Origin of the sequence: Streptomyces sp. NPDC058579 (genome assembly GCF_042718575.1) — a bacterium.
In the GTDB taxonomy this organism is placed as follows: Bacteria; Actinomycetota; Actinomycetes; order Streptomycetales; family Streptomycetaceae; genus Streptomyces.
Window position 1 is genome coordinate 1 of the sequence record NZ_JBHXPI010000037.1, and the last position, 23756, is coordinate 23756.

At 72.4% G+C, this 23756-nt stretch carries 24 protein-coding genes; 8 read left to right on the top strand and 16 right to left on the bottom strand.

What is annotated here, in order from left to right; genetic code table 11:
• Nucleotides 1-128: 128 nt before the first annotated feature.
• Nucleotides 129-1628: a PLP-dependent aminotransferase family protein gene (locus ACFWRO_RS29345; RefSeq protein ID WP_384515204.1), complete on the bottom strand. Its 1500-nt coding sequence runs from the start codon at nucleotides 1626-1628 to the stop codon at nucleotides 129-131.
• Between the two features lie 102 nt (nucleotides 1629-1730).
• On the opposite strand from ACFWRO_RS29345, the gene ACFWRO_RS29350 reads away from it, so the two are divergent.
• The 4 genes from ACFWRO_RS29350 to ACFWRO_RS29365 all read left to right on the top strand — a co-directional run bounded on the left by ACFWRO_RS29350 (nucleotide 1731) and on the right by ACFWRO_RS29365 (nucleotide 5208).
• Nucleotides 1731-2411, top strand: a complete 681-nt coding sequence (locus ACFWRO_RS29350; RefSeq protein ID WP_384515207.1) for a YitT family protein — start codon at nucleotides 1731-1733, stop codon at nucleotides 2409-2411.
• Nucleotides 2408-3172 (top strand): glycerophosphodiester phosphodiesterase family protein, encoded by a 765-nt coding sequence (locus ACFWRO_RS29355; protein WP_384515210.1) that lies wholly within the window; start codon nucleotides 2408-2410, stop codon nucleotides 3170-3172. Before ACFWRO_RS29350 ends, ACFWRO_RS29355 begins: the two co-directional genes overlap by 4 nt.
• A 41-nt stretch (nucleotides 3173-3213) precedes the next feature.
• Nucleotides 3214-4578, top strand: coding sequence for an MFS transporter (locus ACFWRO_RS29360; RefSeq protein ID WP_384515213.1), 1365 nt, complete (start codon nucleotides 3214-3216; stop codon nucleotides 4576-4578).
• A 255-nt stretch (nucleotides 4579-4833) separates the two neighbouring features.
• Complete coding sequence (locus tag ACFWRO_RS29365) at nucleotides 4834-5208, top strand: RNA polymerase-binding protein RbpA (protein WP_026278069.1); 375 nt, start codon at nucleotides 4834-4836, stop codon at nucleotides 5206-5208.
• Nucleotides 5209-5329: 121 nt separating this feature from the next.
• Here the strand turns inward: ACFWRO_RS29365 and fxsA are convergent, their stop codons facing one another.
• From fxsA to ACFWRO_RS29385, 4 genes are all read right to left on the bottom strand, one after another.
• Entirely contained in the window at nucleotides 5330-5923 is a 594-nt protein-coding gene (gene fxsA, locus ACFWRO_RS29370; RefSeq protein WP_384515215.1) for an FxsA family membrane protein, read from the bottom strand.
• Between the two features lie 79 nt (nucleotides 5924-6002).
• The gene (locus ACFWRO_RS29375) at nucleotides 6003-6782 is read right to left on the bottom strand and encodes a polyprenol monophosphomannose synthase (protein ID WP_384515217.1); all 780 of its coding nucleotides are present in this window, start codon (nucleotides 6780-6782) and stop codon (nucleotides 6003-6005) included.
• Between the two features lie 455 nt (nucleotides 6783-7237).
• Nucleotides 7238-8863 (bottom strand): amidohydrolase, encoded by a 1626-nt coding sequence (locus ACFWRO_RS29380; RefSeq protein ID WP_384515219.1) that lies wholly within the window; start codon nucleotides 8861-8863, stop codon nucleotides 7238-7240.
• Between the two features lie 92 nt (nucleotides 8864-8955).
• Nucleotides 8956-9396 carry an Lrp/AsnC family transcriptional regulator gene (locus tag ACFWRO_RS29385; protein WP_362004979.1) on the bottom strand — a complete coding sequence of 147 codons (441 nt, stop codon included), beginning with the start codon at nucleotides 9394-9396 and terminating at the stop codon, nucleotides 8956-8958.
• A gap of 247 nt (nucleotides 9397-9643) precedes the next feature.
• Here ACFWRO_RS29385 and ACFWRO_RS29390 point away from each other — a divergent pair, with 247 nt between their 5' ends.
• Nucleotides 9644-10012, top strand: a complete 369-nt coding sequence (locus ACFWRO_RS29390; RefSeq protein ID WP_384515222.1) for a hypothetical protein — start codon at nucleotides 9644-9646, stop codon at nucleotides 10010-10012.
• A 6-nt stretch (nucleotides 10013-10018) separates the two neighbouring features.
• On the opposite strand, the gene ACFWRO_RS29395 is transcribed toward ACFWRO_RS29390, so the two are convergent.
• Nucleotides 10019-11110: a phosphotransferase family protein gene (locus tag ACFWRO_RS29395; RefSeq protein WP_384515225.1), complete on the bottom strand. Its 1092-nt coding sequence runs from the start codon at nucleotides 11108-11110 to the stop codon at nucleotides 10019-10021.
• Between the two features lie 38 nt (nucleotides 11111-11148).
• On the bottom strand, nucleotides 11149-12270 hold the full coding sequence (locus tag ACFWRO_RS29400) for a hypothetical protein (RefSeq protein ID WP_362004971.1): 1122 nt from the start codon (nucleotides 12268-12270) through the stop codon (nucleotides 11149-11151).
• A 179-nt stretch (nucleotides 12271-12449) separates the two neighbouring features.
• On the opposite strand from ACFWRO_RS29400, the gene ACFWRO_RS29405 reads away from it, so the two are divergent.
• Nucleotides 12450-12788 (top strand): hypothetical protein, encoded by a 339-nt coding sequence (locus ACFWRO_RS29405; RefSeq protein WP_384515228.1) that lies wholly within the window; start codon nucleotides 12450-12452, stop codon nucleotides 12786-12788.
• Here ACFWRO_RS29405 and ACFWRO_RS29410 read toward each other — a convergent pair.
• The 3 genes from ACFWRO_RS29410 to ACFWRO_RS29420 all read right to left on the bottom strand — a co-directional run bounded on the left by ACFWRO_RS29410 (nucleotide 12751) and on the right by ACFWRO_RS29420 (nucleotide 15696).
• Entirely contained in the window at nucleotides 12751-13923 is a 1173-nt protein-coding gene (locus tag ACFWRO_RS29410) for an acyl-CoA dehydrogenase family protein (RefSeq protein WP_384515230.1), read from the bottom strand. The two genes, ACFWRO_RS29405 and ACFWRO_RS29410, sit on opposite strands and share 38 nt — an antisense overlap.
• 188 nt (nucleotides 13924-14111) lie before the next feature.
• Nucleotides 14112-14258 (bottom strand): SCO1431 family membrane protein, encoded by a 147-nt coding sequence (locus ACFWRO_RS29415; protein ID WP_362004964.1) that lies wholly within the window; start codon nucleotides 14256-14258, stop codon nucleotides 14112-14114.
• A gap of 73 nt (nucleotides 14259-14331) precedes the next feature.
• On the bottom strand, nucleotides 14332-15696 hold the full coding sequence (locus ACFWRO_RS29420; protein ID WP_384515233.1) for a peptidase C39 family protein: 1365 nt from the start codon (nucleotides 15694-15696) through the stop codon (nucleotides 14332-14334).
• A 207-nt stretch (nucleotides 15697-15903) separates the two neighbouring features.
• On the opposite strand from ACFWRO_RS29420, the gene ACFWRO_RS29425 reads away from it, so the two are divergent.
• Nucleotides 15904-16581, top strand: coding sequence for a uridine kinase (locus ACFWRO_RS29425; RefSeq protein WP_384515236.1), 678 nt, complete (start codon nucleotides 15904-15906; stop codon nucleotides 16579-16581).
• Nucleotides 16582-16946: 365 nt separating this feature from the next.
• The gene (locus ACFWRO_RS29430) at nucleotides 16947-18845 is read left to right on the top strand and encodes an AAA family ATPase (protein ID WP_384515239.1); all 1899 of its coding nucleotides are present in this window, start codon (nucleotides 16947-16949) and stop codon (nucleotides 18843-18845) included.
• 43 nt (nucleotides 18846-18888) lie between these two features.
• Here ACFWRO_RS29430 and ACFWRO_RS29435 read toward each other — a convergent pair whose 3' ends face one another.
• From ACFWRO_RS29435 to ribH, 6 genes are all read right to left on the bottom strand, one after another.
• On the bottom strand, nucleotides 18889-19944 hold the full coding sequence (locus ACFWRO_RS29435) for a hemolysin family protein (RefSeq protein WP_384515241.1): 1056 nt from the start codon (nucleotides 19942-19944) through the stop codon (nucleotides 18889-18891).
• Complete coding sequence (locus ACFWRO_RS29440; RefSeq protein WP_384515244.1) at nucleotides 19941-21281, bottom strand: hemolysin family protein; 1341 nt, start codon at nucleotides 21279-21281, stop codon at nucleotides 19941-19943. Before ACFWRO_RS29440 ends, ACFWRO_RS29435 begins: the two co-directional genes overlap by 4 nt.
• Nucleotides 21282-21499: 218 nt before the next feature.
• Nucleotides 21500-21961 carry a PH domain-containing protein gene (locus ACFWRO_RS29445; RefSeq protein WP_384515246.1) on the bottom strand — a complete coding sequence of 154 codons (462 nt, stop codon included), beginning with the start codon at nucleotides 21959-21961 and terminating at the stop codon, nucleotides 21500-21502.
• A 35-nt stretch (nucleotides 21962-21996) separates the two neighbouring features.
• Nucleotides 21997-22845, bottom strand: coding sequence for an ATP phosphoribosyltransferase (hisG, locus tag ACFWRO_RS29450; RefSeq protein ID WP_362004927.1), 849 nt, complete (start codon nucleotides 22843-22845; stop codon nucleotides 21997-21999).
• Nucleotides 22846-22927: 82 nt separating this feature from the next.
• Nucleotides 22928-23200: a phosphoribosyl-ATP diphosphatase gene (locus ACFWRO_RS29455; RefSeq protein WP_053643769.1), complete on the bottom strand. Its 273-nt coding sequence runs from the start codon at nucleotides 23198-23200 to the stop codon at nucleotides 22928-22930.
• A 35-nt stretch (nucleotides 23201-23235) separates the two neighbouring features.
• Nucleotides 23236-23721: a 6,7-dimethyl-8-ribityllumazine synthase gene (ribH, locus tag ACFWRO_RS29460; RefSeq protein WP_260231098.1), complete on the bottom strand. Its 486-nt coding sequence runs from the start codon at nucleotides 23719-23721 to the stop codon at nucleotides 23236-23238.
• Between the last annotated feature and the right edge of the window lie 35 nt (nucleotides 23722-23756).

Consider the following 23756-nt stretch of genomic DNA (forward strand, 5'->3'; position numbering starts at 1 on the left):
GGCGACCACCTATATAAACACATCAATTCTGGGCGGCTGTTTATGTTTTTTTTAATAGACTGGGGGTTCCCGTCCGACGCGCGACGGGCGCCCCCTACGGGGGGCGCCCTTCGCCATGTCATCGTCGGCTACGCCACGAACGCCCGCGGCTGTTCGTTCCCCGTGCCCGCGCCCGACTCCACCAGGCGGGCCGCCGCCGCGAGCCGGGCGGCGGCTTCCTCCGCGAGCGGGCCGCCGACGGTGAACGGCAGGCGTACGTACCCCTCGAAGGCGCCGTCGACGCCGAAGCGCGGACCCGAGGGCACTCGGACCCCCACCCGCTCGCCGACCTCCGCGATCCGCGAGCCGGAGAGGCCGCCCGTGCGGACCCAGAGCGTCAGGCCGCCCGCCGGGACCTCGAACTCCCACTCCGGCAGCTGCGCCCGCACCGCCGCGACGAGCGCGTCGCGGTTCTCGCGCGCCTGGGCGCGGCGGATGGCGACCGCCTGCTCCCAGCCGCCGGTCCGCATCAGCCAGTTGACACCGAGCTGCTCCAGGACCGGGGTCCCGAGGTCGGCGTAGGCGCGCGCGGCCACCAGCGAGCGGATCACGTCGGGCGAGGCCCGGACCCAGCCGATCCGCAGGCCCGCCCAGAACGCCTTGCTCGCCGAGCCGACCGTGAGGACCGTGGCGCCCGACGGGTCGAAGGCGCAGACCGGCGGAGGCATCTTCAGGCCGTCGTCCAGATGGAGCTCGGACATGGTCTCGTCGACGACGAGCACCGTGCCGGCCGAGCGGGCCGCGTCCACCAGCTGCCGCCGCTGGTCCTCGTCGGCGAGGGCGCCGGTCGGGTTGTGGAAGTCGGCGACGACGTACGCGAGGCGGGGCGCCGCGTCCCGCAGGACCTGGCGCCAGCGGTTCAGGTCCCAGCCGGCGAGCCCCTCGGCCATGGCCACGGACACCAGACGGGCGCCCGCGGCGCGCATGAGCTGGAGGATGTTGGCGTACGAGGGCGACTCGACGGCGATCCGCTCGCCGCGCCCCGCGAAGAGATGGCAGATGGCGTCCATCGCGCCCATGGCGCCGGTGGTGACCATGATCTGCTCGGGCATCGTCGGGATGCCGCGCTCGGTGTACCGGTCGGCGAGCATCTGCCGCAGCGCGGGCAGCCCCGCCGGGTAGTCCCCGTGGGTGTGGGCGTACGGCGGCAGTTCCTCCAGGGCGCCCTGCACGCTCCGGGTCAGCCACGGCTCGGGCGCCGGAAGCGCCGCGCAGCCGAGGTCGATCATCGAGCCGAGGGACTCCGGGGGCAGCGGTTCGAGGCCGCGCGCGGGCAGCGGGTTCCCGGCCGGTACGGCGGTCCAGCTGCCGGCCCCGCGCCGCGACTCCAGGAACCCTTCGGCGCGCAGCGCCTCGTACGCGGCGGCCACGGTCGTCCGGCTCACCGTCAGCGCGACAGCGAGCTCGCGCTCGGCGGGCAGCCGGGCCGCGACCGGCACCCGGCCCTCCAGGACGAGGAGGCGGATCCCGTCGGCGAGCGCGCGGTAGGCGGGCGGCTTGCGCGTGCCGGGCCCGGCGGGGCGGGGCTGCTGCGCCTGGAGCTGCCGGGCGAGCTGAGCCGGCCCGACGGCCGAGGTCCACTGAGCCATAGAATCCAGTCCACCTTCCTCGAATTGGCCATGGTTGGCATCCGATCCCCCGCCACAGAGTGTCATGAGTCAGTCCACTACCACCACACAGGGGGCACCACCTTGTCCATCGCCTCCGGCCTGCGCGGCCGGCTCACCGCTCGCCATCTGCCCCGTCGGCTCGCGCAGCTGTACATCGGCCTCGCGCTGTACGGGATCAGCTCGGCGCTCCTCGTCCGCGGCGGGCTCGGCCTGGAGCCGTGGGGCGTTCTCCACCAGGGTCTCGCCGAGAAGACGGGTCTGACCATCGGAGTCGTCTCGATCATCGTCGGCGCGGCCGTCCTGCTGCTGTGGATCCCCATCCGGCAGAAGCCCGGCCTGGGCACGGTCTCGAACGTCTTCGTCATCGGCGTGGCCATGGACGGGACCCTCGCCCTTGTCCCGGAGGTCCAGGCCCTCGCCGTACGGATCCCCCTCCTCGCCCTCGGCATCGTCCTCAACGGCGTGGCGACCGGCCTCTACATCGCCGCCCGCTTCGGCCCCGGCCCGCGCGACGGCCTGATGACCGGGCTGCACCGGCTCACCGGCCGCTCGATCCGGCTCGTGCGGACGGCGATCGAGGTCGCCGTCGTCGCCACCGGCTTCCTGCTCGGCGGCTCGGTCGGCGTCGGCACGGTCCTGTACGCGCTGGCCATCGGCCCCCTCGCGCAGTTCTTCCTGCGCCGGTTCGCCATCCCCGAGCAGGACACGAGCAGCGCCGTCGTCGCCTCCGGGACACCGGAACAGGCCATACTGCGGCGGTGACTCGCGTACGCCACCCCTATCTCGACCACCCGTCCCCCATCCCGTTCGCCCATCGCGGCGGCGCGGCGGACGGCCTGGAGAACACCGCGGCCGCCTTCCGGCGGGCGACCGAGGCCGGTTACCGGTACTTCGAGACCGATGTGCACACCACCGCGGACGGCGCCCTGGTCGCCTTCCACGACTCCACGCTCGACCGGGTGACCGACACCACCGGCCGGATCCGCGACCTCCCCTGGGACGCGGTCCGTGAGGCGCGAGTGGCGGGCAAGGAGCCGCTGGCGCTCTTCGAGGAGCTGCTCGAAGAGTTCCCCGAGGCCCGCTGGAACGTGGACCTCAAGGCGGAGTCCTCGCTGATCCCGCTGGTCGACCTGGTCCGCAGGACCGGGGCCTGGGACCGGGTCTGCGTCGGCTCGTTCACCGAGAGCCGGGTGGCCCGCGCGCAGCGCCTCGCGGGGCCGCGGCTCGCGACCTCGTACGGCGTGAAGGGCGTCCTCGGGCTGCGGCTGCGCTCGCTCGGCATCCCGGCCGCGATCCGCGCGGGCGCCGTCGCGGCGCAGGTCCCGGAGAGCCAGAGCGGCATCCCGGTCGTGGACCGCCGTTTCGTCCGCGAGGCCCACGCCCGGGGGCTCCAGGTGCACGTGTGGACCGTCAACGATCCGGAGCGGATGAACGCTCTCCTGGATCTCGGGGTGGATGGCATCATGACCGATCATCTGGAGACGCTGCGCACAGTCCTGACCGAGCGGGGCGTGTGGGTCTGAGCGCGCGTCCCGCCACGGGGACGAACGAGGGGGCCGCGGTCTTGACTGCCGACACCACCGAACCGGACCGGCCGGCCGCCGATCCGGCCGATCCCGCCGCTCGCAGACGCGAGCAGCGCGGCTGGTACTTCTACGACTTCGCCTGCTCGGTCTACTCGACGAGCGTGATCACGGTCTTCCTCGGCCCCTATCTGACGTCGGTCGCCGAGGCGGCGGCGGACGCGGAGGGGTTCGTCCACCCCCTGGGCATCCCCGTGCGAGCCGGGTCCCTGTTCGCGTACGCGGTCTCGGCCTCGATCCTGGTGGCGGTGCTCGTGATGCCGCTGGTGGGCGCGGTGGCGGACCGTACGGGCCGCAAGAAGCCGCTCCTCGCCGTCTGCGCCTACATAGGCGCGGCCGCGACCGGAGGCATGTTCTTCCTGAGCGGCGACCGGTATCTGCTGGGCGCGTTCCTGCTCATCGTGGCGAACGCCTCGCTCGCGGTCTCGATGGTGCTCTACAACGCCTATCTGCCGCAGATCGCCGAGCCGAACGAGCGGGACGCGGTCTCCTCGCGCGGCTGGGCGTTCGGCTACACCTCCGGCGCCCTGGTCCTCGTCCTCAACCTGGTCCTGTACTCGGGGCACGACTCCTTCGGGCTCTCCCAGGGCGAGGCGGTGCGGATCTGCCTGGCCTCGGCGGGCCTGTGGTGGGGCGCCTTCACCCTCATACCGCTACGGCGGCTGCGCGACCGGCGGGTCGAGCCGCAGGGCGAGGGCGCGGTCGGCGGTGGCTGGCGGCAACTGGTGGCGACGCTGCGGGACATGCGGCGGTACCCGCTGACGCTCTCGTTCCTGCTCGCGTACCTCGTCTACAACGACGGGGTGCAGACGGTGATCTCGCAGGCGTCGATCTACGGCTCCAAGGAACTGGGGCTCGACCAGACGACGCTGATCACGGCGGTGCTGCTGGTGCAGGTGCTCGCGGTGGCGGGCGCGCTCGGCATGGGGCGGCTCGCGCGTTCGTACGGTGCCAAGCGCACGATCCTGGGGTCGCTGGCGATCTGGACGCTGATCCTGGCCGCCGGGTACTTCCTGCCCGCGGGCGCGCCGGTGGCGTTCTTCTGTCTGGCGGCGGCGATCGGTCTGGTGCTCGGCGGGAGCCAGGCGCTGTCGCGTTCGCTGTTCTCACATCTGGTGCCGCGCGGCAAGGAGGCGGAGTACTTCTCGGCCTACGAGATGAGCGACCGGGGCCTGAGCTGGCTGGGCCCACTGGTGTTCGGTCTCGCGTATCAGCTGACCGGCAGCTATCGGGATGCCATCATCTCCCTGGTGATCTTCTTCGCGGCCGGTTTTCTGCTGCTCGCGCGGGTTCCGGTACGGCGTGCCGTGGCCGCCGCGGGCAACCCGGTTCCGGACCGGATTTAGACGCGGCAGTCAAAGGCCGGTAGTGTACGCCTTTGGCCTGCCAGGCGGACCGTTACTGCGTGCTGCTTTGGTGAAGACGGTGGGTGACATCTGTTGCCAGATGTGACAAACCGGGCACTGGTGGGTAGAACAAGGGGCGGCACGACGGGCGACGCATGACCCGGAACGGGAATCTTTACCGCCGACCGGACGTTGACCGGATGACGACGACAGCGACACCTGTCCTGTGGGCGACAAGCCCGGGAGGCACGATTCATGAGTGAGCGAGCTCTTCGCGGCACGCGCCTCGTGGTGACCAGCTACGAGACCGACCGCGGCATCGATCTGGCCCCGCGCCAGGCCGTGGAGTACGCATGCGAGAAGGGCCATCGTTTTGAGATGCCCTTCTCGGTGGAAGCGGAAATTCCGCCGGAGTGGGAGTGCAAGGTCTGCGGCAGCCAGGCACTCCTGGTGGACGGGGACGGCCCCGAGGAGAAGAAGGGCAAGCCGGCGCGTACGCACTGGGACATGCTGATGGAGCGGCGCACCCGTGAGGAGCTGGAGGAGGTGCTGGCCGAGAGGCTGGCGGTCCTTCGGTCCGGCGCCATGAACATCGCCGTGCATCCGCGCGACAGCCGCAAGTCCGCCTGACGGACGGCACGGCCCGAGCGACGCCGCGGGGCCCGGTACACACATCGTGTACCGGGCCCCGCGGCGTTTCTCGTTTTCTACGTCTCCCGCGTCATGTCTCCCGCGTTCTCCACGTCTCCCGCTACGGCGTCAGCGGCGGGCGGGGGTCCTGGGGCTGCCGCGGGCCCTGAGGGGCGTCCTCGCGGATGACCTCGCCCGGGACGACCTTGCCGTCCGGACGGTGGATGCGGGCCTGCTGGAAGGCGTCCTGGAGGCTGCCGGGCGGTGCCGCGGCCATCCGGCGCTCGGCGGCCTTGTCCGCGTACCGGCCGAGGAGTGAGCGGACGGGCGGTACGAGCAGCAGCAGACCGGCCACGTCGGAGATCAGGCCGGGGATCATGAGGAGCAGACCGCCGAGCATCAGGAAGCCGTTGCGGTCGCGCGCGCCCGCCCGCTCGCCGGCGGTCGGCGGGACTCCGGTCTGCGCGGCCGCCTGGGCCTGCTGGAAGGTCTCGGTGAGGTTCTTGAAGGCGCGGCGCCCGGCGCGCTTGATCACCACGGCGCCGAGGACGGCGCCGCCGACGAGCAGGCCGAAGACCGTCAGGCCGCCAGCCGCGTCCGCCACCGCGATGAGCAGCCAGATCTCCAGGACCATCCAGGCGGCCAGGGCCAGCGGGAGGAACGTACGCGCGCGTGAGCGCTTGGGGGCGAGGGGAGGCGGTGCGCCGGTCGTCATGTCCCCCAGTGTGCCTGGCGCCCCGCCGGAACGTCGTAAAGAACGGATCAGCGCGAACCGTCGGCCGAAACCGACGGCTTCAGCTCCCGGACCTGCGCCCGAGGATCTTGCCGACCTTGTTCGCACGGGCCGTCAGACCCCAGCCGGTGACCCGCCACAGCGCCTCGACGACGATGTTGCGGCTCATCTTGGAGTCGCCGATCTCCCGCTCCACGAAGGTGATCGGGACCTCCACGACGTGGAAGCCGGCGGCGACGGCTCGGCGGGCCAGGTCGACCTGGAAGCAGTAGCCGGCCGAGGCCACGTCCTCCAGGCCCAGGCCCTCCAGGGTCTCCTTGCGGAAGGCCCGGTAGCCGCCGGTGACGTCGCGGATCGGCACGTCGAGCATGACGCGCGAGTAGAGGCTGCCGCCGCGGGAGATCAACTCGCGGGACTTGGGCCAGTTCACGATGCGGCCGCCGGGGACCCAGCGGGAGCCGAGCACGAGGTCGGCGCCCTTGAGGGCGGTCAGCAGCCGGGGCAGCTCCTCGGGCTGGTGCGAGCCGTCGGCGTCCATCTCGACGAGGACGCCGTAGCCGTGCTCGATGCCCCAGCGGAAACCGGCCAGGTAGGCGGCGCCGAGCCCTTCCTTGCCCTTGCGGTGCAGCACGTGGACATGGTCGTCCTCGGCGGCGATCTCGTCGGCGAACTTGCCCGTGCCGTCGGGGCTGTTGTCGTCGGCGACGAGGATGTGCGCCTCCGGTACGGCCTCCCGTACGCGCGAGACGATCGGCTTGATGTTCTCCGCCTCGTTGTAGGTCGGAATGATCACCAAGGCTCTGCCGAGCGGGCCGTAACGCCTCTGGCCACCGTCGTTCACTACTGCCCCTTCGGATACATACGCGAACCCCCACCATAGCGAGCCCGTCTCGCGGCTCGGTCGCGGCGGGGCGCATCGCGTGCCGGGGCGACAGCACGGACGGCCGCACGCGTGGCGTGCGGATCGGGGCCCGGCGCCCTTCGGGCCGACCTGGAACCCGCTGGCTGCGGGTCGACCGAGAGCCGTTGTCTACTGGACGTCCGGGCCCCACCCGGGTCGCACCCTCCGCCGGAAAAAACCTTCCCTCGCCCCCGAGGCACGGGTGCTGGACCTGAGGCTTGAAACCGGTCGGACGTCCCTTGGTGGACGCGGGAGAACCTACCCGCCCCCCGCCGCACACTGTCAACACTCGTTTGACCTGCGGAGATGACCGATACTGCCAGGTCAGTGGGGAGGATCCGCAGGTCGTCGACCGGCCGGTTGATCATCGATCGGCGGTACGAAATGTCCCGACGTCACTCGTTCGGTCGCACGAAGACCGTTTGTCCGAACACCACCGTGCGCAGACAGACCGGCAGCTCGCCGCCGGGGGTCAGATCGGGCAGACCGGGCGTCCCGGAGCGCGGGTCGGTCGACCAGCGGGCCACCCGGTCGTCCGGCGCCTGCACCACGAGCTCCTCGGCGCGCCAGATCGCGTAGTCGGCCGGGGCGCCGGGGACGAGGGTGCCGGCGTCGTCGCGTCCGACGGCCCGCCAGCCGCCCCGCGTGTGGGCGGTGAAGGCGGCGCGGACGGAGATCCGGTGCTCGGGGGTGCGGTGGAAGGCGGCGGCCCTGACGGTGCCCCAGGGGTCGAGCGGGGTGACCGGGCTGTCCGAGCCGAAGGCCAGCGGGACACCGGCGCGGAGCAGGGCGGCGTACGGGTTGAGGGTGCGGGCCCGCTCGCCGCCGAGGCGCTCGGCGTACATGCCGTCCTCGCCGCCCCAGGCCGCGTCGAAGGCGGGCTGGACGGAGGCGGTCAGACCGAGTTCGGCGAAGGCCGCGATCGTCTCGGGGGTGAGCATCTCGGCGTGCTCGACGCGGTGCCGGGCGGCCCGGATCCGGGCGAGGCCGAGCTTCTCGGCGGCGGCCCTGACGCCGTCGACCACGGCGCCCACGGCGGCGTCGCCGATGGCGTGGAAGCCGGCCTGGAGGCCCGCCTCGGTGGCGGCGGCGACATGGGCCGCGACGGTGTCGCCGTCGAGGTGGGCGACCCCGGTGTGGCCCGCGTGGTCGGCGTACGCGTCGTGCAGGCAGGCGGTGTGGGAGCCGAGCGAGCCGTCGGCGAAGAGGTCGCCTGCCGCGCCTACGGCGCCGAGCGCGCGGGCCCGTTCGACGTCGAGGTCGGCCCAGTAGCCGACCACGCGCGGGCCGCGCTCGGTGCGGGCGAGGTCCAGGAGCCCGGTGAAGTCGTCCTCGGAGGAGATCTCGGGGCCGCCGCACTCGTGCAGGGTGCCGATGCCGAGCGAGGCGGCGTGCTGCCGGGCCGCGCGCTGGGCCTCGGTGCGCTGCGCGGGCGAGAGAGCCGCGTAGGCGGCGGCGCGGACGGCGTGGTGGGCGTCGCCGGTCAGCGGCTCGCCGTCGCGGAAGCCGGTGCGGTCGCGGACGCCCGGGACGAGGTCGAGGAGGGCGGTGGTGACGACGGCCGAGTGGACGTCGATCCGGGTGAGGTAGAGCGGGCGGCCGCCGGTGAGTTCGTCCAGTTCCTCGCGGCGCGGGGCGCGCCGCTCGGGCCAGCGCGCCGCGTCCCAGCCGTGGCCGATGAGGATCCGGTCGGCGGGGCGGGACCGGGCGTACGAGCGGATCAGCTCGGCGGCCTCGGCGAGCGAGGCGGCGGCGGACAGGTCGAGCCCGGTGAGCGCGAGACCGGTCGCGGTGGTGTGCACATGGGCGTCGACGAACGCCGGGGTGACGAGCGCGCCTTCGAGGTCGACGACCTCGTCCACGCCCGAGGCGAAGGCGTCGGCGGCCCCCTCCGAGCCCACCCAGGCGACGTGCCCCCGCTCCACCACCATCGCGGTGGCGAAGGGGTCGGCGGGGCTGTGGACTTCTCCACCGCGCAGGAGGACGGTGCGGTGCTCGCTGTCGACAAGGGTCTCGCTCATGGTGACCAGGCTAGAGGCGCGGCAGGGCACGGCCGCACGCCGGGGCCACGACGGGACCGAAGGACGCTAGGGCCTGTCCGGCGGATCAGGGCCTAGACGCGCGGCGGCCTGGCTTCGTACGGGGTCGACAGGACGACCGTCGTACGGCTGGAGACGCCCGCCTGGGTGCGGATCCGGGTGAGCAGGTGCTCCAGTTCCAGCGGGGTCGCGACGCGCACCTTGAGGATGTAGTTCTCCTCGCCCGCGACGCTGTGGCAGGCCTCGATCTCAGGGATGTCGGCGAGCCGGTCGGGGGTGTCGTCCGGGGCGCTGGGGTCGAAGGGTTTGACGGAGATGAAGGCGGTCAGCGGGAGACCCACGGCCTCCGGGTCGACGACGGCGGCGTAGCCGCGGATGACACCGCGCTGCTCCAGTCGGCGGACGCGCTGATGTACGGCCGAGGTGGACAGGCCGGTGGCCTTGCCCAGGTCGGTGTAGCTCATGCGTCCGTCTCTGACGAGCAATTCGACGATCTGACGATCCAGCTCCTCCATGCGGTCAACCTATTGCCCCGGGGTACCTTCAGCACAGCGGGGGTACGGAACCGTTCCGTCACCGCCCCGTCGCTATGGACGGCTATGCGCATCCTCGGGGCACCTGCGAGGGGCATGTGACGAACACCACAGGTTTGCCGGAGGCTCGATCGAGACCTCACGGTTATGCGGCCGACCGTATGGGAATTGCTAGCTGTGGTCGAGGCCATACGTACTTCGGTCGACCCACCCGAGGGGGAGATTCTCCATGCAGGAGCCTGTTGATTCGGTCGAGACGACCGACGAGCTCGACGCGTACGACACGTTCGAGATGTACCGGGTGATCTGCCCGGACTGCGTCCAGCCGATCGCGCTGCTCGCGGACGAGGACACGCTGCCGGAGCACGCACTGTGCCCGTCGCCCTGGAACCCGTTCGTGCTGACGGTCTGCTCCGGCACCGGTCTGGCCGCCGCGGAGGCGCACCCCGCCGACGAGACGCTCGAGGTCCAGGAGCAGGACACCGCGCTGCTGCTGACGCTCCCCCAGGGACTCGACTGGCGGACGCAGCCCTTCTCGCACGTCGGCGGTCCGGGCTCGCGTCCGCTCAAGGTGCCGCAGATGCGGCGCGCGGCGTAACGACGCCTACCAGTAGCTTCCCCGCACCATCGCCGCGAGCGTGGCGTGGTGCAGGATCAGGCCGTCCGGGTTCTCCGGCACCTGGACCTCTCCGAAGTGCGCCTGGCGGTACGCGACTCTGAGCATCACGATCGCGTGCCGCAGCGCCGCGTAGAGGGTGTGGAACTCCATGTCGCGCGGCGTGTGCCCGGTGAGGGCCGCGTACCGCCGCTCGATCGCGTCCCGGCGCAGGAAGCCCGGCAGCCCGGGCTGGCCGAAGCTCACCGTCAGGTCCTGGAAGAAGCGGTGGAGATAGACGGTCCAGCCGAGGTCGACCTCGCGCGGGGCGAAGCCCGCCATCTCCCAGTCGAGGACGGCGGCCGGCCGGAAGCCGTCGTAGACGATGTTCCCGATGCGCGCGTCGCCCCAGTTGAGGACGGCGGGCCCCTCGTCGGCGGGCCAGTGCGACTCCAGCCGGTCGAAGGCCGACTCGATCAGCGGGGACGGCGCGAGGTCCTTCACGACCCAGGCGTAGTAGGCGCGTTGCGCGTCGACATGGCGCCGCAGCGGGCTGCCGGCCCCCTCGGGCAGCAGGAACTCCGCCTCCTTGGTGGGGAACTGGTCGTGCAGCCGGGCCAGCACGGAGACGGACTCGGCCTCCAGAACGGCGCGTTCGGCGTCGGTGGCGGCGTGCAGCCAGTTCCCCTCGTACGTGTAGGGCATGACGTCCGGCGGTACGCGGCCCTCGGCGCGGGCCATCACGAAGAACGGGGCGCCGAGCGGCTCCGGGTCGCTCTCCAGCCAGAGGACGCGCGGGACGGGTATGTCGGTGTGCTCTCCGACCAGGCGCATGACCCGGTGCTGCCGCTCCATGTCGTAGACCGGGAAGATCGTGTACGCGGCGGGGTCGGCGGCGAGGCGAAGTGCGCAGCCGCGCACGGGGGCGTCGGGGTGCTCGATGTCGAAGAGCAGGGTCTCGCTGGACATGCCGTTGGACCCGGGTACGGCGAGCCCGGTGATCCGGGCGCCCGGGAGCCGGGGTTCGAGCCAGTCGCTGAGCCGGCGGCCCAGCTCCTCGGGGTCGCGGGTGCTGGTGCGCGGGCGGGGGGCGGTGGCCATGAGCACTCCTTTGCGTGGGCGGCTCGGTTCGCCTGCGGTCAGTCGGCCGTGGAGGTGTAGTCGGCGAAGCCGCTGGGGTCGTGGCGGCCGAAGGAGCCGTGCTCGAAGATCCCGTAGCCGGTGCGGCCTTCGAGGGTGAAGCGGGCCGCGTGGTCGGTGACGCCGAAGGCGGCCATGGGGTGGGCGGCCGGGTCGGAGAGGTCGTAGACCCTGCGGTCGGTCCACTCGCGGCCCTGCCAGGTGCCGTGCTGCCAGTCCGTGGCGGGCGGGTAGCCCGCGCCGACGGCGAGCGGGGAGGAGGCGAGGATCTCGACCTCGACCTCCAGGGGCTTTCCGGCCGGGTCGGCGAGGTGGACGACGGCCCGTTCGGGGGTGCGGGTGCCCGGGCGGTACGTGATGTCGGTGCGGGGCCAGCCGAGCTGGGCGTCGCGCTGCCCGTTCCGTACCAGCAGGGCCTCGTTGAGGGTGCGGTAGCCGTCGGCGTCCTCCTGGGCGATCACCATCAGGAAGCGGTCGTCGAAACGCATGGGTATCCAGAGCCAGTGGAAGCCCTCGGGCCGGAACTCGTCGGCGCGGCCGGGTTCCTCGCCGGGGATGGGCCGGACGCCCCAACTGCGGTCGCGGGTGCCGGTCCACTCCCCCGCCGTGACGGCGAACTCCTCGCCGCCCGCCCGGACGGTGCCCGTGCAGTGGCCGGCCTGGACGAAGCGGCGGCCCTCCAGGGTGAGCCGGTCGCCACGGCGCTGGGTGTGGTGCGGCTCCCAGACGGGCGGGAAGTCGCCGGTCCAGGTGAGGTCGAAGGAGAGCGCCTCGGGGTCGGCCGGGTCGGGGTCGCAGTGCAGGCTCAGCGTCTTCAGGGGTTCGTCCACCGTGATGCGCAGCGGGCCGACGGCGAGGTTCATCCGGTCGTCACCGAGGGCGTCGGAGGCGCGGACCGCGTGCAGCCGGTCGCCGGTGCGCAGGGTCGCGTAGGCGTCCACGACCCCGGCGTTGGGGTAGACGCCGAGTCCGGCGATGAGCAGGGCGCGGCCCTCGTGGTCGAAGACGTGGAAGATGCACCGGTCGTAGGCGTTGCGGTCGCCGCTGACGTGGTGCTTCATCGAGAGCGGCGCCTGGTGCACGGGGTACTCGTCGAGCGGGACGGGCCGGTCGTCTGACACGTGTGACCTCCTGGTCGACAGCGGGATCTGACGGTAAGTCAGAAACCTGGTCGGAGGCCAGAGCCGTGCGGGACCCGATCACCCGCGCGCTCCGGAGCCTGGGCGTCCGGGTAGCCGTCGAACGCCTCCTCGAATCCGCCCGGCGGTGACCCCGCGGGGCAGGGCGCGTTGGGTACGGCATGACGACGCTGTACACGGCTCCCATCGGCAGCGGGCGGCGGCGCCTCGCCGAGCCCCGCTTTGAAGAATCGGTTCCCCGCCCGCCGGCACCGGCACCGGCACAGGCGCCGCCACCGGCACCGCCGCAGCTCGCGGACCCGCCCATCTACCGGGCGATGCTCAGCCAGTGGGCGAGCCACGGCAGGACCCTGCCGGGCCGGGTCGACCAGGAGTGGAACCGGCTCGCCGCCGCCCCCGTGTGGGCGGACCGGACCGTCCGCGTGAGCGGGGTCAGCGGGACCCTGGTCAGCGGGACCCTGGTCAGCGGGACTCTGGTCCGACCAGGTGGCGCGCGATGACCATCCGCTGGATCTGATTGGTCCCCTCGACGATCTGCAGCACCTTCGCCTCGCGCATGTACCGCTCCACCGGGAAGTCCGCCGTGTAGCCGGAGCCGCCCAGCACCTGCACCGCGTCCGTCGTGACCTGCATCGCCGCGTCCGAGCAGAAGAGCTTCGCCATCGCCGCCGCGCGCCCGAAGGGCCGCCCCTCGTCGCGCAGGCGCGCCGCCTCCAGGTACAGCGCACGGCCCGCCTCGATCCGGGTCGCCATGTCCGCGAGCAGGAACCGGAGCCCCTGGAAGTCGGCGATCGGCCGGCCGAACTGCCGCCGCTCCAGGGCGTACGCCACGGCCACGTCGAGCGCCGCCTGGGCGACGCCCACCGCACACGCCGCGATCCCCAGCCGCCCCGAGTCCAGGGCGGAGAGCGCGATCGCGAACCCCTGCCCCTCGTCGCCGATCCGCCGCGCGTCGGGGACCCGCACCCCGTCGAGGTGGAGCTGGGCCGTGGGCGAACCCTTCATCCCCATCTTCCGCTCGGGCGGGGCCGCGCTCAGCCCCTCCGCGTCCCCCGGGACCAGGAAGGCCGTGATCCCCTTGGGCCCCTCGCCTCCCGTGCGGGCCATGACGGTAAGGAAGTCGGCGACCCCGCCGTGGGTGATCCACGCCTTGGTCCCGGTGAGCACCCACCCGTCGCCGTCCCGTTCCGCCTTCGTCCGCAGCGAGGCCGCGTCCGATCCGGAGGCCGGTTCGGAGAGGCAGTACGCGCCGAGGAGGCCGCCGCCGAGCATCGCCGGGAGATGGGCGGCGCGCTGCTCGTCCGTACCGAAGTTCGCCAGCGCGTGGCAGGAGAGCGAGTGCACGCTGACGCCGAGCCCGACGGTGAGGCGGGCGGCGGCCAGCTCTTCGAGGACCTGGAGGTGGACGGTGTAGGGCTGGTCGCCTCCGCCGTAGGTGGAGTCGTACGGAAGGCCGAGCAGGCCTGAGGAGGAGAGCAGCGCGAACAGCTCGCGCGGGAAGTGGCCCGCGGCCTCCTCCTCGGCGGCGCGGGGCGCGATCTCCCGCTCGGCGATCTCCCGGACCAGGGCGAGCAGCTCCCGGGCCTCCTCGGTCGGCAGCCGGCGTTCCACTCCCTGCGGGGCACGGTCGGGCATGGCGGCGCACTCCTCCCTGTCGGGCGCCGGGGCGTGCGCGCGGATCACGCGAGCCGGCCGGCGCCACCGGTGGTCACTGCTGCGCCGATGCTGCCCCCGGCGGTTCGCGGCGGGGGTCGCCCGGCGCCCGTGGCGCGGGGAGTATGCCCGTTCGGCGGCGCCCGGTCACCCGGCGCGCCGCAGCGGGATCACATCAGGCCGGCCTGCGTGACGAACATGGCGAGGACGACGACGAGGGTCCAGCCGAGGACGTGCTCGAGGATCTTCGGCCCGTCCTCCTTGGGCCCCCCGGTACGGGCACGGGAGCGGGCGGCGGAGTGGGTGGTGGCGGTCATGCCGACCACAGTGCCAGCCGGTGGCGGCCCCGGGGTAGAGACGTCGGTCACGCCCCCGGGGCCCGTACGTCCCTCACCGGCGGATGCCGACGGCCGCCAAGGCCTTGCGCTGCGCGGGTGTCGGACGCTCGGGGAAGTAGAGGTAACAGACCCCTCCTGTGCCGGAGACCACTGCGCCGCTCGCGTTGTACCGCTTCGTACGCAGCCAGATGTTCTCCCACTCGCGCCGCGCGTAGACCCGGCGGACCGCCTCGTTGCTGGGTGAGGCGGGGTCGTTGGCGATCACGTCGCCGGTCTCCGTGAAGCCGATGACGGTCATGAGGTGGCCGGAGGTGCCGTAGCCCGCGCCGGTCAGTTCCTCCTTGCGGAAGGACTGGGACGTTATGGCCGGAATGCCCGCCCGGATCAGGGTCTCCAGGTCCGTGAGCGAGCGCAGCCGGGTCACCACGGCGTTCATGTCGGGGTAGGTGGCGGCGTACGCGGCGTTGAAGGGCCAGTTGCCGCAGCCCTCGTACTGGTGGTCGTAGGTGAAGCGGGCCGCGTGGCAGACCTGGGGGTCGGCGAAGTCCGGGTTCACCCAGGCGAGGTCCTCGGGGCGGGGGCGACGGCCCCAGAACTCGACGATCATCTGCGAGGAGGTCGGGCTGCACCAGGCCTCGCCGCCGTTGTCGTACTCCGGGTACTGGCCGACGTGGGTGTTCTGCGAGTAGCGCGGTACCGCCAGTTCGCGGGCGGGGCCGGGCGTCGAGGCGGGCACGGTGAAGCGGTCCGGGATGTCGGAGGCCATCGCGCCGAGCCGCCGGACGGTGGGCGTGAGCCGGGTGCCGGGGGTCCGGTGGAGGGTCAGCCGCAGCTGGTAGGAGGCCAGCCGGAGCCCGCTCGCGGGGTCGTCCACGGCGAAGGTGTCGGTCCAGACCGAGCTGCGGCCGTCGCTCTGGTCGTCGACCGAGGTGCGCCGGATGTCGCCGTCGCCGGACGCCCAGCGGCCCATCACGTACCAGGGGGTGGTGGTGGCGTCGGTGTAGGTGCCGCGCAGCTCGATCTGGATCCAGGTGCCGGGCGGGGTCGCCGCGTTCCAGGAGGCGATGACCTCGGTGGCCGGAACGGAGGAGGTGTGGACCGGGGAGGTCCAGGTCGCGTACTCCCAGGTGGACGTCGTACCGGTGTGCGGGTCGGGGTAGTCGGTGACCCCGGCGGGCGCGCCGATCACCAGGCCGGGGCGGGTGTCGACGACGAGGCGGGTGCCCTCGCGGGCGCCGGACCACCAGTCGATCCAGGAGACCCAGAAGCGGTTGTCGACGAGCGCGGGTTCCGGGGCGTGGCGGTGGCCGGTGCGGTCGCCCGCGACGGCGGCCGGCGCGGTGGAGGCCACGGCCGTGCCCGCGACGGCGGCGAGGGCTGCGGCGAGGACGGTTCTGCGCGGAGCGGAGTCGGCCATGAGCGGTGACGACCTCCAGTCGGGAGCGACGGACGACGGCGACGGACGGGCTGCGCGAACAGGGGAAGCGTGGACCACTATCGCGGCTCCCGGAGCGCTTCGGCCAGCGATTCGGCACGCGCCGCCGGACCAATATTGGTCTCCACCAGTGGCAGCCCTACGCCCCTGACCTGCGGCGCCTCCGCGCGGAATCGTTACGCTTGCCCCATGACCGACGGGACAGAGCTCGACCCCGACTCCGGCCGCGACCTCGCCCCCGGCCGCGACCTCGACCGGGCCTCCGCCGCGCTGCGCGCACTGTCGCCGTCCTGCGGGCCGGTCCGGCTGATCGCGGTCGACGGCCACGCGGGCTCGGGCAAGTCGACCTTCGCCGCCCGCCTCGCCGCCCGCCTGGACGCGCCCGTCCTCCACCTCGACGACCTCGCGAGCCACGAGGAGCTCTTCGCCTGGACCGGGCGGATACGGGAGCAGGTGCTCCTGCCCCTCTCCCGGGGCGAGGTCGCGCGCTATCACCCGTACGACTGGAATCTGCGGGCCTTCGGGGTGCCCCGGGAGCTGCCCCCGGCTCCGGTCGTCCTGGTCGAGGGTGTCGGCGCGGGGCGGCGGGCGCTGCGCCCCTTCCTCGCGGCGCTGCTCTGGATGGAGCGGGACCCCGAGGAGTCCTGGACGCGCGGCCGGCACAGGGACGGACCTGCGCAGTCGGAGTTCTGGGACGGGTGGACGGTGGCGGAGACTCGCCATTTCTCCGAGGACCCTTCTCGGCCCTTCGCCGACACCCTGGTACGGGAGTGTCCAGGGGGCTACGAACTGCTCGCTGGGTCCCCAGTGACAGCAGGCCCGAACCAGTTCATCACAGAACGTGACAGCGCCCGCACGCGGAAATGAGTAGCCGAAAGTCGACTTCCGCAAGTGCCTCAACTCCGCTTGACCCAAGGGGCGTACAGGTCTTACGTTCTCAATGTGCGGCTTTTCGGAGCCGCCGCGGACACGAAGCCCCCGGTTGTTCCCCCGTGATCGGGGGCTTCGTTCTGCCCCGATCACCCCTTTCTCCGAGCCGTCCGCGACCTTGATGCTCACCCAGGGTCACGGCTACCGGATCATGCGCTTCTCCTTAGTAGCGCCCCCTCTGCGCAGGTACGATGCCCTTCGGTGGGGTCAATTCCCGTCCACGAGAAGGCGGTTCTGTACGGCTTCCGGCGGGCACCCGCCAGCCGGGACAGCAAACGGGGGCACGTTTTGTGGGGGACCCGATGGACATCGGCACGCAGGGCGGACCGGCCCCGGCCGAGCTCGCCTGGCTGCGGGGAGTAGACGCCTACACGATGGGCGCCTATCCGCAGGCGGAGGAAGAGTTCCGGACGGCGGTACGGATCGACCCCGGCATGGCGGACGCCTGGCTCGGGCTGCACGCGCTGCGGGTGGACACCACCACCGCGCTGCTGCGCATGTACCGCAACCGCGACCGGTTCGGCGAGCAGCGCGCACGCCACCGCCGGACCCTGAACTCCTGGTACTGGCTGGGCTGGTGGGTGCAGCCCGTCCTGGAGAGCCCGCGCGACCTGCTCCTCGCGCACGCCTCGCACTGGCTCGACGGCCGCCATGTGCCCGAGCTGGACCGGGCGTTGGCGGGTCTTCCGCCGGTCGACACCGATCCGCAGGTCCGCTTCCTGCACGCCTGCCGGTCCTATCTCGTCAAGGACTGGGACCAGTTGGTCCGGCACACCGAGACCCTGGTGAACGACCCCCTCCTCGGCATCGAGGCCGGCCTCTTCGGCGGGATGGCCCGGGTCCGGCTGGAGATGTACGGCCAGGCCGAGCCGCTGCTCTCGGCGGCCCTGATGCGCTGCCGCAGCGAACAGCCGCAGCGCAAGGAGCTGCGCTACTGGCTGGCCAGGGCCCACGAGGGCACCGGACGGAGCGCCGCCGCGCTCCCCCTCTACCGGGCGGTGCACCGGATCGACCCCGCTTTCATGGACACCGCCGCCCGGCTCGCGGCGATCACCGAGTACGACGGGTTCGAGGGCCCGGACGACACCGCGGGGCTCGCGACCGTCGTCCTCGGCGGGGTCGGGCAGGACACCGCCGCCGAGGCGGCGCAGAGCACCGACCTCGACGGCCCCGCCCCCGACGGTCCGCGGCTCGCTACGGAGCCCCCGGCCCCCGCCCCGCCGGTCCCCGCGGGACCGCCCGAGCCCCCCGACGTCGTACGCCAGAAGGCGTCCTTGCCCGCCCAGCCGGCCCCGCCCCGCTTCCCCGCCAGCCCCACCGACCCCGCCCTGCTCGCCGAGGCGCTCACCGAGCTGGAGCGCATGGTCGGGATGGAGCCGGTGAAACGGCAGGTCAAGGCCTTGTCGGCGCAGCTGGAGATGGCCCGGCTGCGCGCCGGACAGGGCCTGCCCGTCCAGCCGCCGAAACGTCACTTTGTCTTCTCCGGCCCCTCGGGCACCGGGAAGACCACCGTCGCCCGCATCCTCGGCCGGGTCTTCTACGCGCTCGGGCTGCTCGGCGGCGACCATCTGGTCGAGGCCCAACGGGCCGACCTCGTGGGCGAGTTCCTGGGCCAGACCGCCGTCAAGGCGAACGAGCTGATCGACTCGGCCATCGGCGGGGTCCTCTTCGTGGACGAGGCGTACTCGCTCTCCAACACCGGCTACAGCAAGGGCGACGCCTACGGCGACGAGGCGCTCCAGGTCCTCCTCAAGCGCGCCGAGGACAATCGCGACCACCTGGTGGTCATCCTGGCCGGCTACCCCGAGGGCATGGACCGGCTGCTCGCCACCAACCCCGGGCTCTCCTCCCGCTTCACGACCCGGGTCGACTTCCCCTCGTACCGTCCGCTCGAACTCACCGCCATCGGCGAGGTCCTCGCGGCGGCGAACGGGGACGGCTGGGACGAGGAGGCGCTGGACGAGCTGCGCTCGATCAGCGGGCACGTCGTGGACCAGGGCTGGATCGACGAGCTGGGCAACGGCCGCTTCCTGCGCACGCTGTACGAGAAGTCCTGCGCGTACCGCGACCTCCGGCTCGCGGGGTACCCGGGAACGCCGACCCGCGACGACCTCGCGACGCTGCGCCTCGCCGACCTGATGCAGGCGTACGGAGAGGTCCTCTCGGGGCGCCGGGGACCGCAGCAGGACCCGTCGGCGTGACCCGGCGTCGGCCCCTGGCAGGGACCGGCGCCGGAAAGCCGCCTCAGGCCGTCAGCACCTGTTCCGACGGCGCCGGCGCGCGGTGCGCGGGGTCGCGGACCTCGCCCACCAGCATCTCCAGGACGTCCTCCAGGGCGACCAGGCCGAGCACCCGGCCCGACCCGTCCGCCACCTGGGCGAGATGGGTCGCCGCGCGCCGCATCACGGTGAGCGCGTCGTCGAGCGGCAGCTCGGCCCTGACCGTCGCCATGGGCCGCCAGATGTGCTGCGGCACCGCCCGCTCCCGCTCCTCCAGGTCCAGGACGTCCTTGACGTGCACGAAGCCCATGAACGTCCCGCGCCCCTCGGCGCACACCGGGAAGCGCGAGTAGCCCGTACGGACCGTCAGCTCCTCGATCTCCCGGGGCGTGACTGCCGGCGTGACCGTCACAAGCCCCGAAGGGGCGATGAGGACGTCCGTGACCGGGCGGCTGCCCAGCTCCAGGGCGTCCCCGAGACGCTCCTGCTCGACCGGGTCGAGCAGGCCCGCCTGGCCCGCGTCCGCCACGAGCCGGCCGAGCTGGGCGCTGGTGAAGACCGCCTCCACCTCGTCCTTGGTCTCGACGTGGAAGGCCCGCAGCACCAGCCGGGCGCACGCGCCGAGCGCCCGGGTGACCGGCCGGCAGAGCCGGGCGAAACCGACCAGGGCGGGGCCGAGCCAGAGCGCGGTCCGTTCCGGCGCGGCCATCGCGAGGTTCTTCGGCACCATCTCGCCGATGACGAGGTGGAGGAAGACGACCGCCGCGAGCGCCAGGACGTAGCCCAGCGGATGGATGAGCCCGTCCGGCACGCCGACGGCGTGGAAGACCGGTTCGAGGAGGTGCGCCACGGTCGGTTCGGCGACCGCGCCCAGGGTGAGGGAGCAGATCGTGATGCCGAACTGGGCGGCCGCCATCATCCGCGGCAGGTTCTCCAGGCCGTACAGCACCTGGCGGGCCCGTTTGCCGCCGAGCGGCTCGATCTGACTGCGGCGTACGGAGACGAGCGCGAACTCGGCGCCGACGAAGAAGCCGTTGGCCACCACCAGGAGGACGGCGAACAGCAGTTGGAGCAGGCTCATCGGACCGCCTCCGCCGCCGCGGGCAGCTCGGCCGTCCGGACGATCCGCACCCGCTCGGCGCGGTAGCGGTCGACCTGGCGCACCAGGAGCCGCCAGCCGGGGAGTTCGGCCCGGTCGCCGGGGGCCGGGATGCGGCCGAGGAGGTCGGCGACGAGTCCGGCGACCGTCTCGTACGGCCCGTCGGGGACGTCGAGGCCTATCCGGTGCAGGGTGTGGACCCGGCAGGAGCCGTCGGCCTCCCAGGCGGGGTGGCCGTCCTCGGCGGCGACGGCGGCCAGTTCGGGCCGCGCGTCGGCGGCCGTGTCGTGCTCGTCGCGGACCTCGCCGACGAGCTCCTCCACGATGTCCTCCAGGGTGACGACCCCGGCGGTGCCGCCGTACTCGTCGACGACCACGGCGATCGGCTGCTCGCGCCGCAGCCGCTCCAGGAGCGCCTGCGCGGGCAGGGTCTCCGGGACGAGCAGCGGCGGTACGGCGATCCGGCCGACCGTGGTGCGGTGGCGCTCCTCGGGCCGTACGGCGAGGGCGTCCTTGAGGTGGACCATGCCGACGATCTCGTCGATCCGCTCGCGGTAGACGGGGAACCGTGAAAGGCCCGTCGCCCGGGTGAGGTTGAGGACGTCGGCCGCGGTGGCGTCCGACTGGAGGGCGCTCATCTTCACGCGCGGGGTCATCGCCTCCTTGGCGGTCAGTCCGCCGAGCGTGAGGGTGCGTACGAAGAGATCGGCGGTGTCCTGTTCCAGCGTGCCCGCCCGGGCCGAGTGCCGGGCGAGGGCGACCAGCTCGCCGGGGGTGCGGACGGAGTCGAGTTCGTCGGTGGGCTCGACGCCGAACAGCCGGACGAGCCGGTTGGCGACCCGGTTGAGCAGGGCGATGACCGGGCGGAAGACGGACGAGAAGAGGTGCTGCGGCCCGGCGACGAAGCGGGCCACCTGGAGCGGGCGTGAGACCGCCCAGTTCTTCGGGACGAGCTCGCCGACCACCATCTGTACGGCGGAGGCGAGGAGCATCCCGACCGCGACCGCGATCACGGAGACCGCGCCTTCGGGCAGGCCGGTGGCGGTGAGGGGTCCGTCGAGGAGCTGGGCGAGCGCGGGCTCGGCGAGCATGCCGATGACGAGGGAGGTGATCGTGATGCCGAGCTGGGTGCCGGAGAGCTGGAAGGACAGCTCGCCGAGCGACTTGACGACGGTGCCGGCGCGCCGGTCACCGGCGGCCGCGGCCCGTTCGGCCTCGGGGCGATCCACCGTGACGAGGCCGAACTCGGCAGCCACGAAGAAGCCGTTGGCGAGGATCAGGAGGAAGGCTGCGACGAGCAGCAGTAGGGGGACGATCATGCCGCCGCCTCCGTGGAGGGGGCGGCGCAGGTACTACCGGACGATCCGTCCATTGCTGGAGGGAGTCACTCCTTGGGTCGCAGGGTGGCCCCGCGGGCCGCGGGCGGCGGCCTTGCACATGCGAGGCGGTGGTGCCGCTGGGCACCACCGCCTCCAGAGTAGTCACGCGAACCCCGCCGGGGGCAGGGGGTCGGCCCCGTATGGGGGACCTGTCGGGGTCAGCCCGCGTCCGGCCCGGTGCCGCGGCTGTCGGCCAGGGCCCGCAGGGCGCGGGCGTCCCGGATGGCCTGCTCCTTGGCGATGCCGGGCTGGATGCCGAGCGCGGGCATGCTGGTGCCGTCGCTGAGGTCCAGGAAGACCCAGGGGTCGCCGGGGCGCAGGTTGACCTGGAGGATCTCCGCCCAGGCCAGTCGGCGGGTCCGGGTGATGTTGACGACCGTGACTCCGCTGTCGTCGGCGACGACCTTGGGGCGGCTCAGCATCACGAGGACGGCGAGGAACAGCGCGCCGATGAGGATGAAGCTGATCCGCTCACCCGTGTTGAGCCGCTCGAGCATCAGCGTGACGGCGGTGATGACGGCGAACATGACCGTCCCGATCGTCAGCAGGACCGCGCGGGTGCGGCCCGGCCGGAAGGTGACCGGGAGGGCCGGGAGGGTGGGCGTCGGGGCGTCGGACATCGCTGTTCCTCGGTACGTGCGTGGGTGCCGGGCGGTCAGAGACGGCAGGCGTGGATGGCCGTCGTCAGGATGGCGCGGGCGCCCAGTTCGTACAGGTCGTCCATGATCCGCTGCGAGTCCTTGGCCGGGACCATGGCACGGACGGCGACCCAGCCCTCGTTGTGCAGGGGCGAGACGGTCGGCGATTCCAGGCCCGGGGTGAGGGCGACGGCCTGCTCCAGGTGCTCGGCGCGGCAGTCGTAGTCCATCATCACGTAGGTGCGGGCCACCAGGACGCCCTGGAGGCGGCGCAGGAAGGTCTGGACCCGGGCGTCCTCGGTTCCGGCGCCCGCCTGCCGGATCACGACGGCCTCGGAGGTGAGGATCGGGTCGCCGATGACCTCGAGGCCCGCGTTGCGCAGGCTGGTGCCGGTCTCGACGACGTCCGCGATGATCTGGGCGACCCCGAGCTTGATGGCGGTCTCGACGGCGCCGTCGAGGTGGACGACGGAGGCGTCGATCCCCTGGTCGGCGAGGTGCTTGGCGACGATGCCCTCGTAGGAGGTGGCGATCGTCATGCCGTGGAAGTCCTCGGGGCCCTTCGCGGTGCCCGGCCGGGTGGCGTAGCGGAAGGTCGACCGGCCGAAGTTCAGCGGGAGGATCTCCTCCGCGTTGGCGCCGGAGTCGAGCAGCAGGTCACGGCCGGTGATGCCGATGTCCAGCTTGCCGGAGGCCACGTAGATGGCGATGTCTTTCGGGCGCAGGTAGAAGAACTCGACCTCGTTCTCGGGGTCGATGACCACGAGCTCCTTGGACTCCTTGCGCTGCCGGTAGCCGGCCTCATGGAGCATCGCCGACGCAGGTCCGGACAGTGAACCCTTGTTGGGGACGGCGATGCGCAGCATGGGGAGAGCTTCCTTTGCCTGGGAGTTTTCGGGGAGGGGGTGGTACGTACGCTCAGTGGTTCGTGCGCTCAGGGGCGGTGCGTCAGAGGTGGGCGTAGACGTCGTCGAGCGAGATCCCGCGGGCGACCATCATCACCTGGACGTGGTACAGCAGCTGCGAGATCTCCTCGGCGGCGGCTTCCTTGCCCTCGTACTCGGCGGCCATCCAGACCTCGGCGGCCTCCTCGACGACCTTCTTGCCGATGGCATGGACGCCCTTGTCCACCAGTTCCGCGGTGCGGGAGGTGGCCGGGTCGCCGTTCTCGGCCTTGAGCTTGAGCTCGGCGAAGAGCTCTTCGAAGGTTTTGTTCGCCATGATGGTCCTAAGAGTACGGGGTGCCTGACTGCTACCTAGCGCCAGGGTTCGCTGACTGTACGCAGCGTCGTCGCGGTGGCGACGGCGGCGGTGACGGCCTCGTGGCCCTTGTCCTCGCGGGAGCCTTCGAGGCCGGCCCGGTCGAGGGCCTGCTCCTCGTTGTCCACGGTCAGGACGCCGAATCCGACGGGTACGCCGGTGTCGATCGAGACCTGGGTGAGGCCGTGGGTGACGCCCTGGCACACGTACTCGAAGTGCGGCGTTCCGCCGCGGATGACGACGCCGAGCGCCACGATGGCATCGTAACCGCGCCCGGCGAGCACCTTCGCCACCACGGGGAGTTCGAAGCTGCCGGGGACGCGCAGCAGGGTCGGCTCGTCGATGCCCAGCTCGTGCAGGGCGCGGAGCGCGCCGTCGACGAGGCCGTCCATGATCTTCTCGTGCCACTGGGCCGCGATGACGGCCACTCGCAGGTCGCCGCAGTTCTTCACGCTGAGGACGGGTGCGCCCTTGCCGCTCATGTCTCTCCTTGTTCCGTACTGATCGCTGTTCCGTA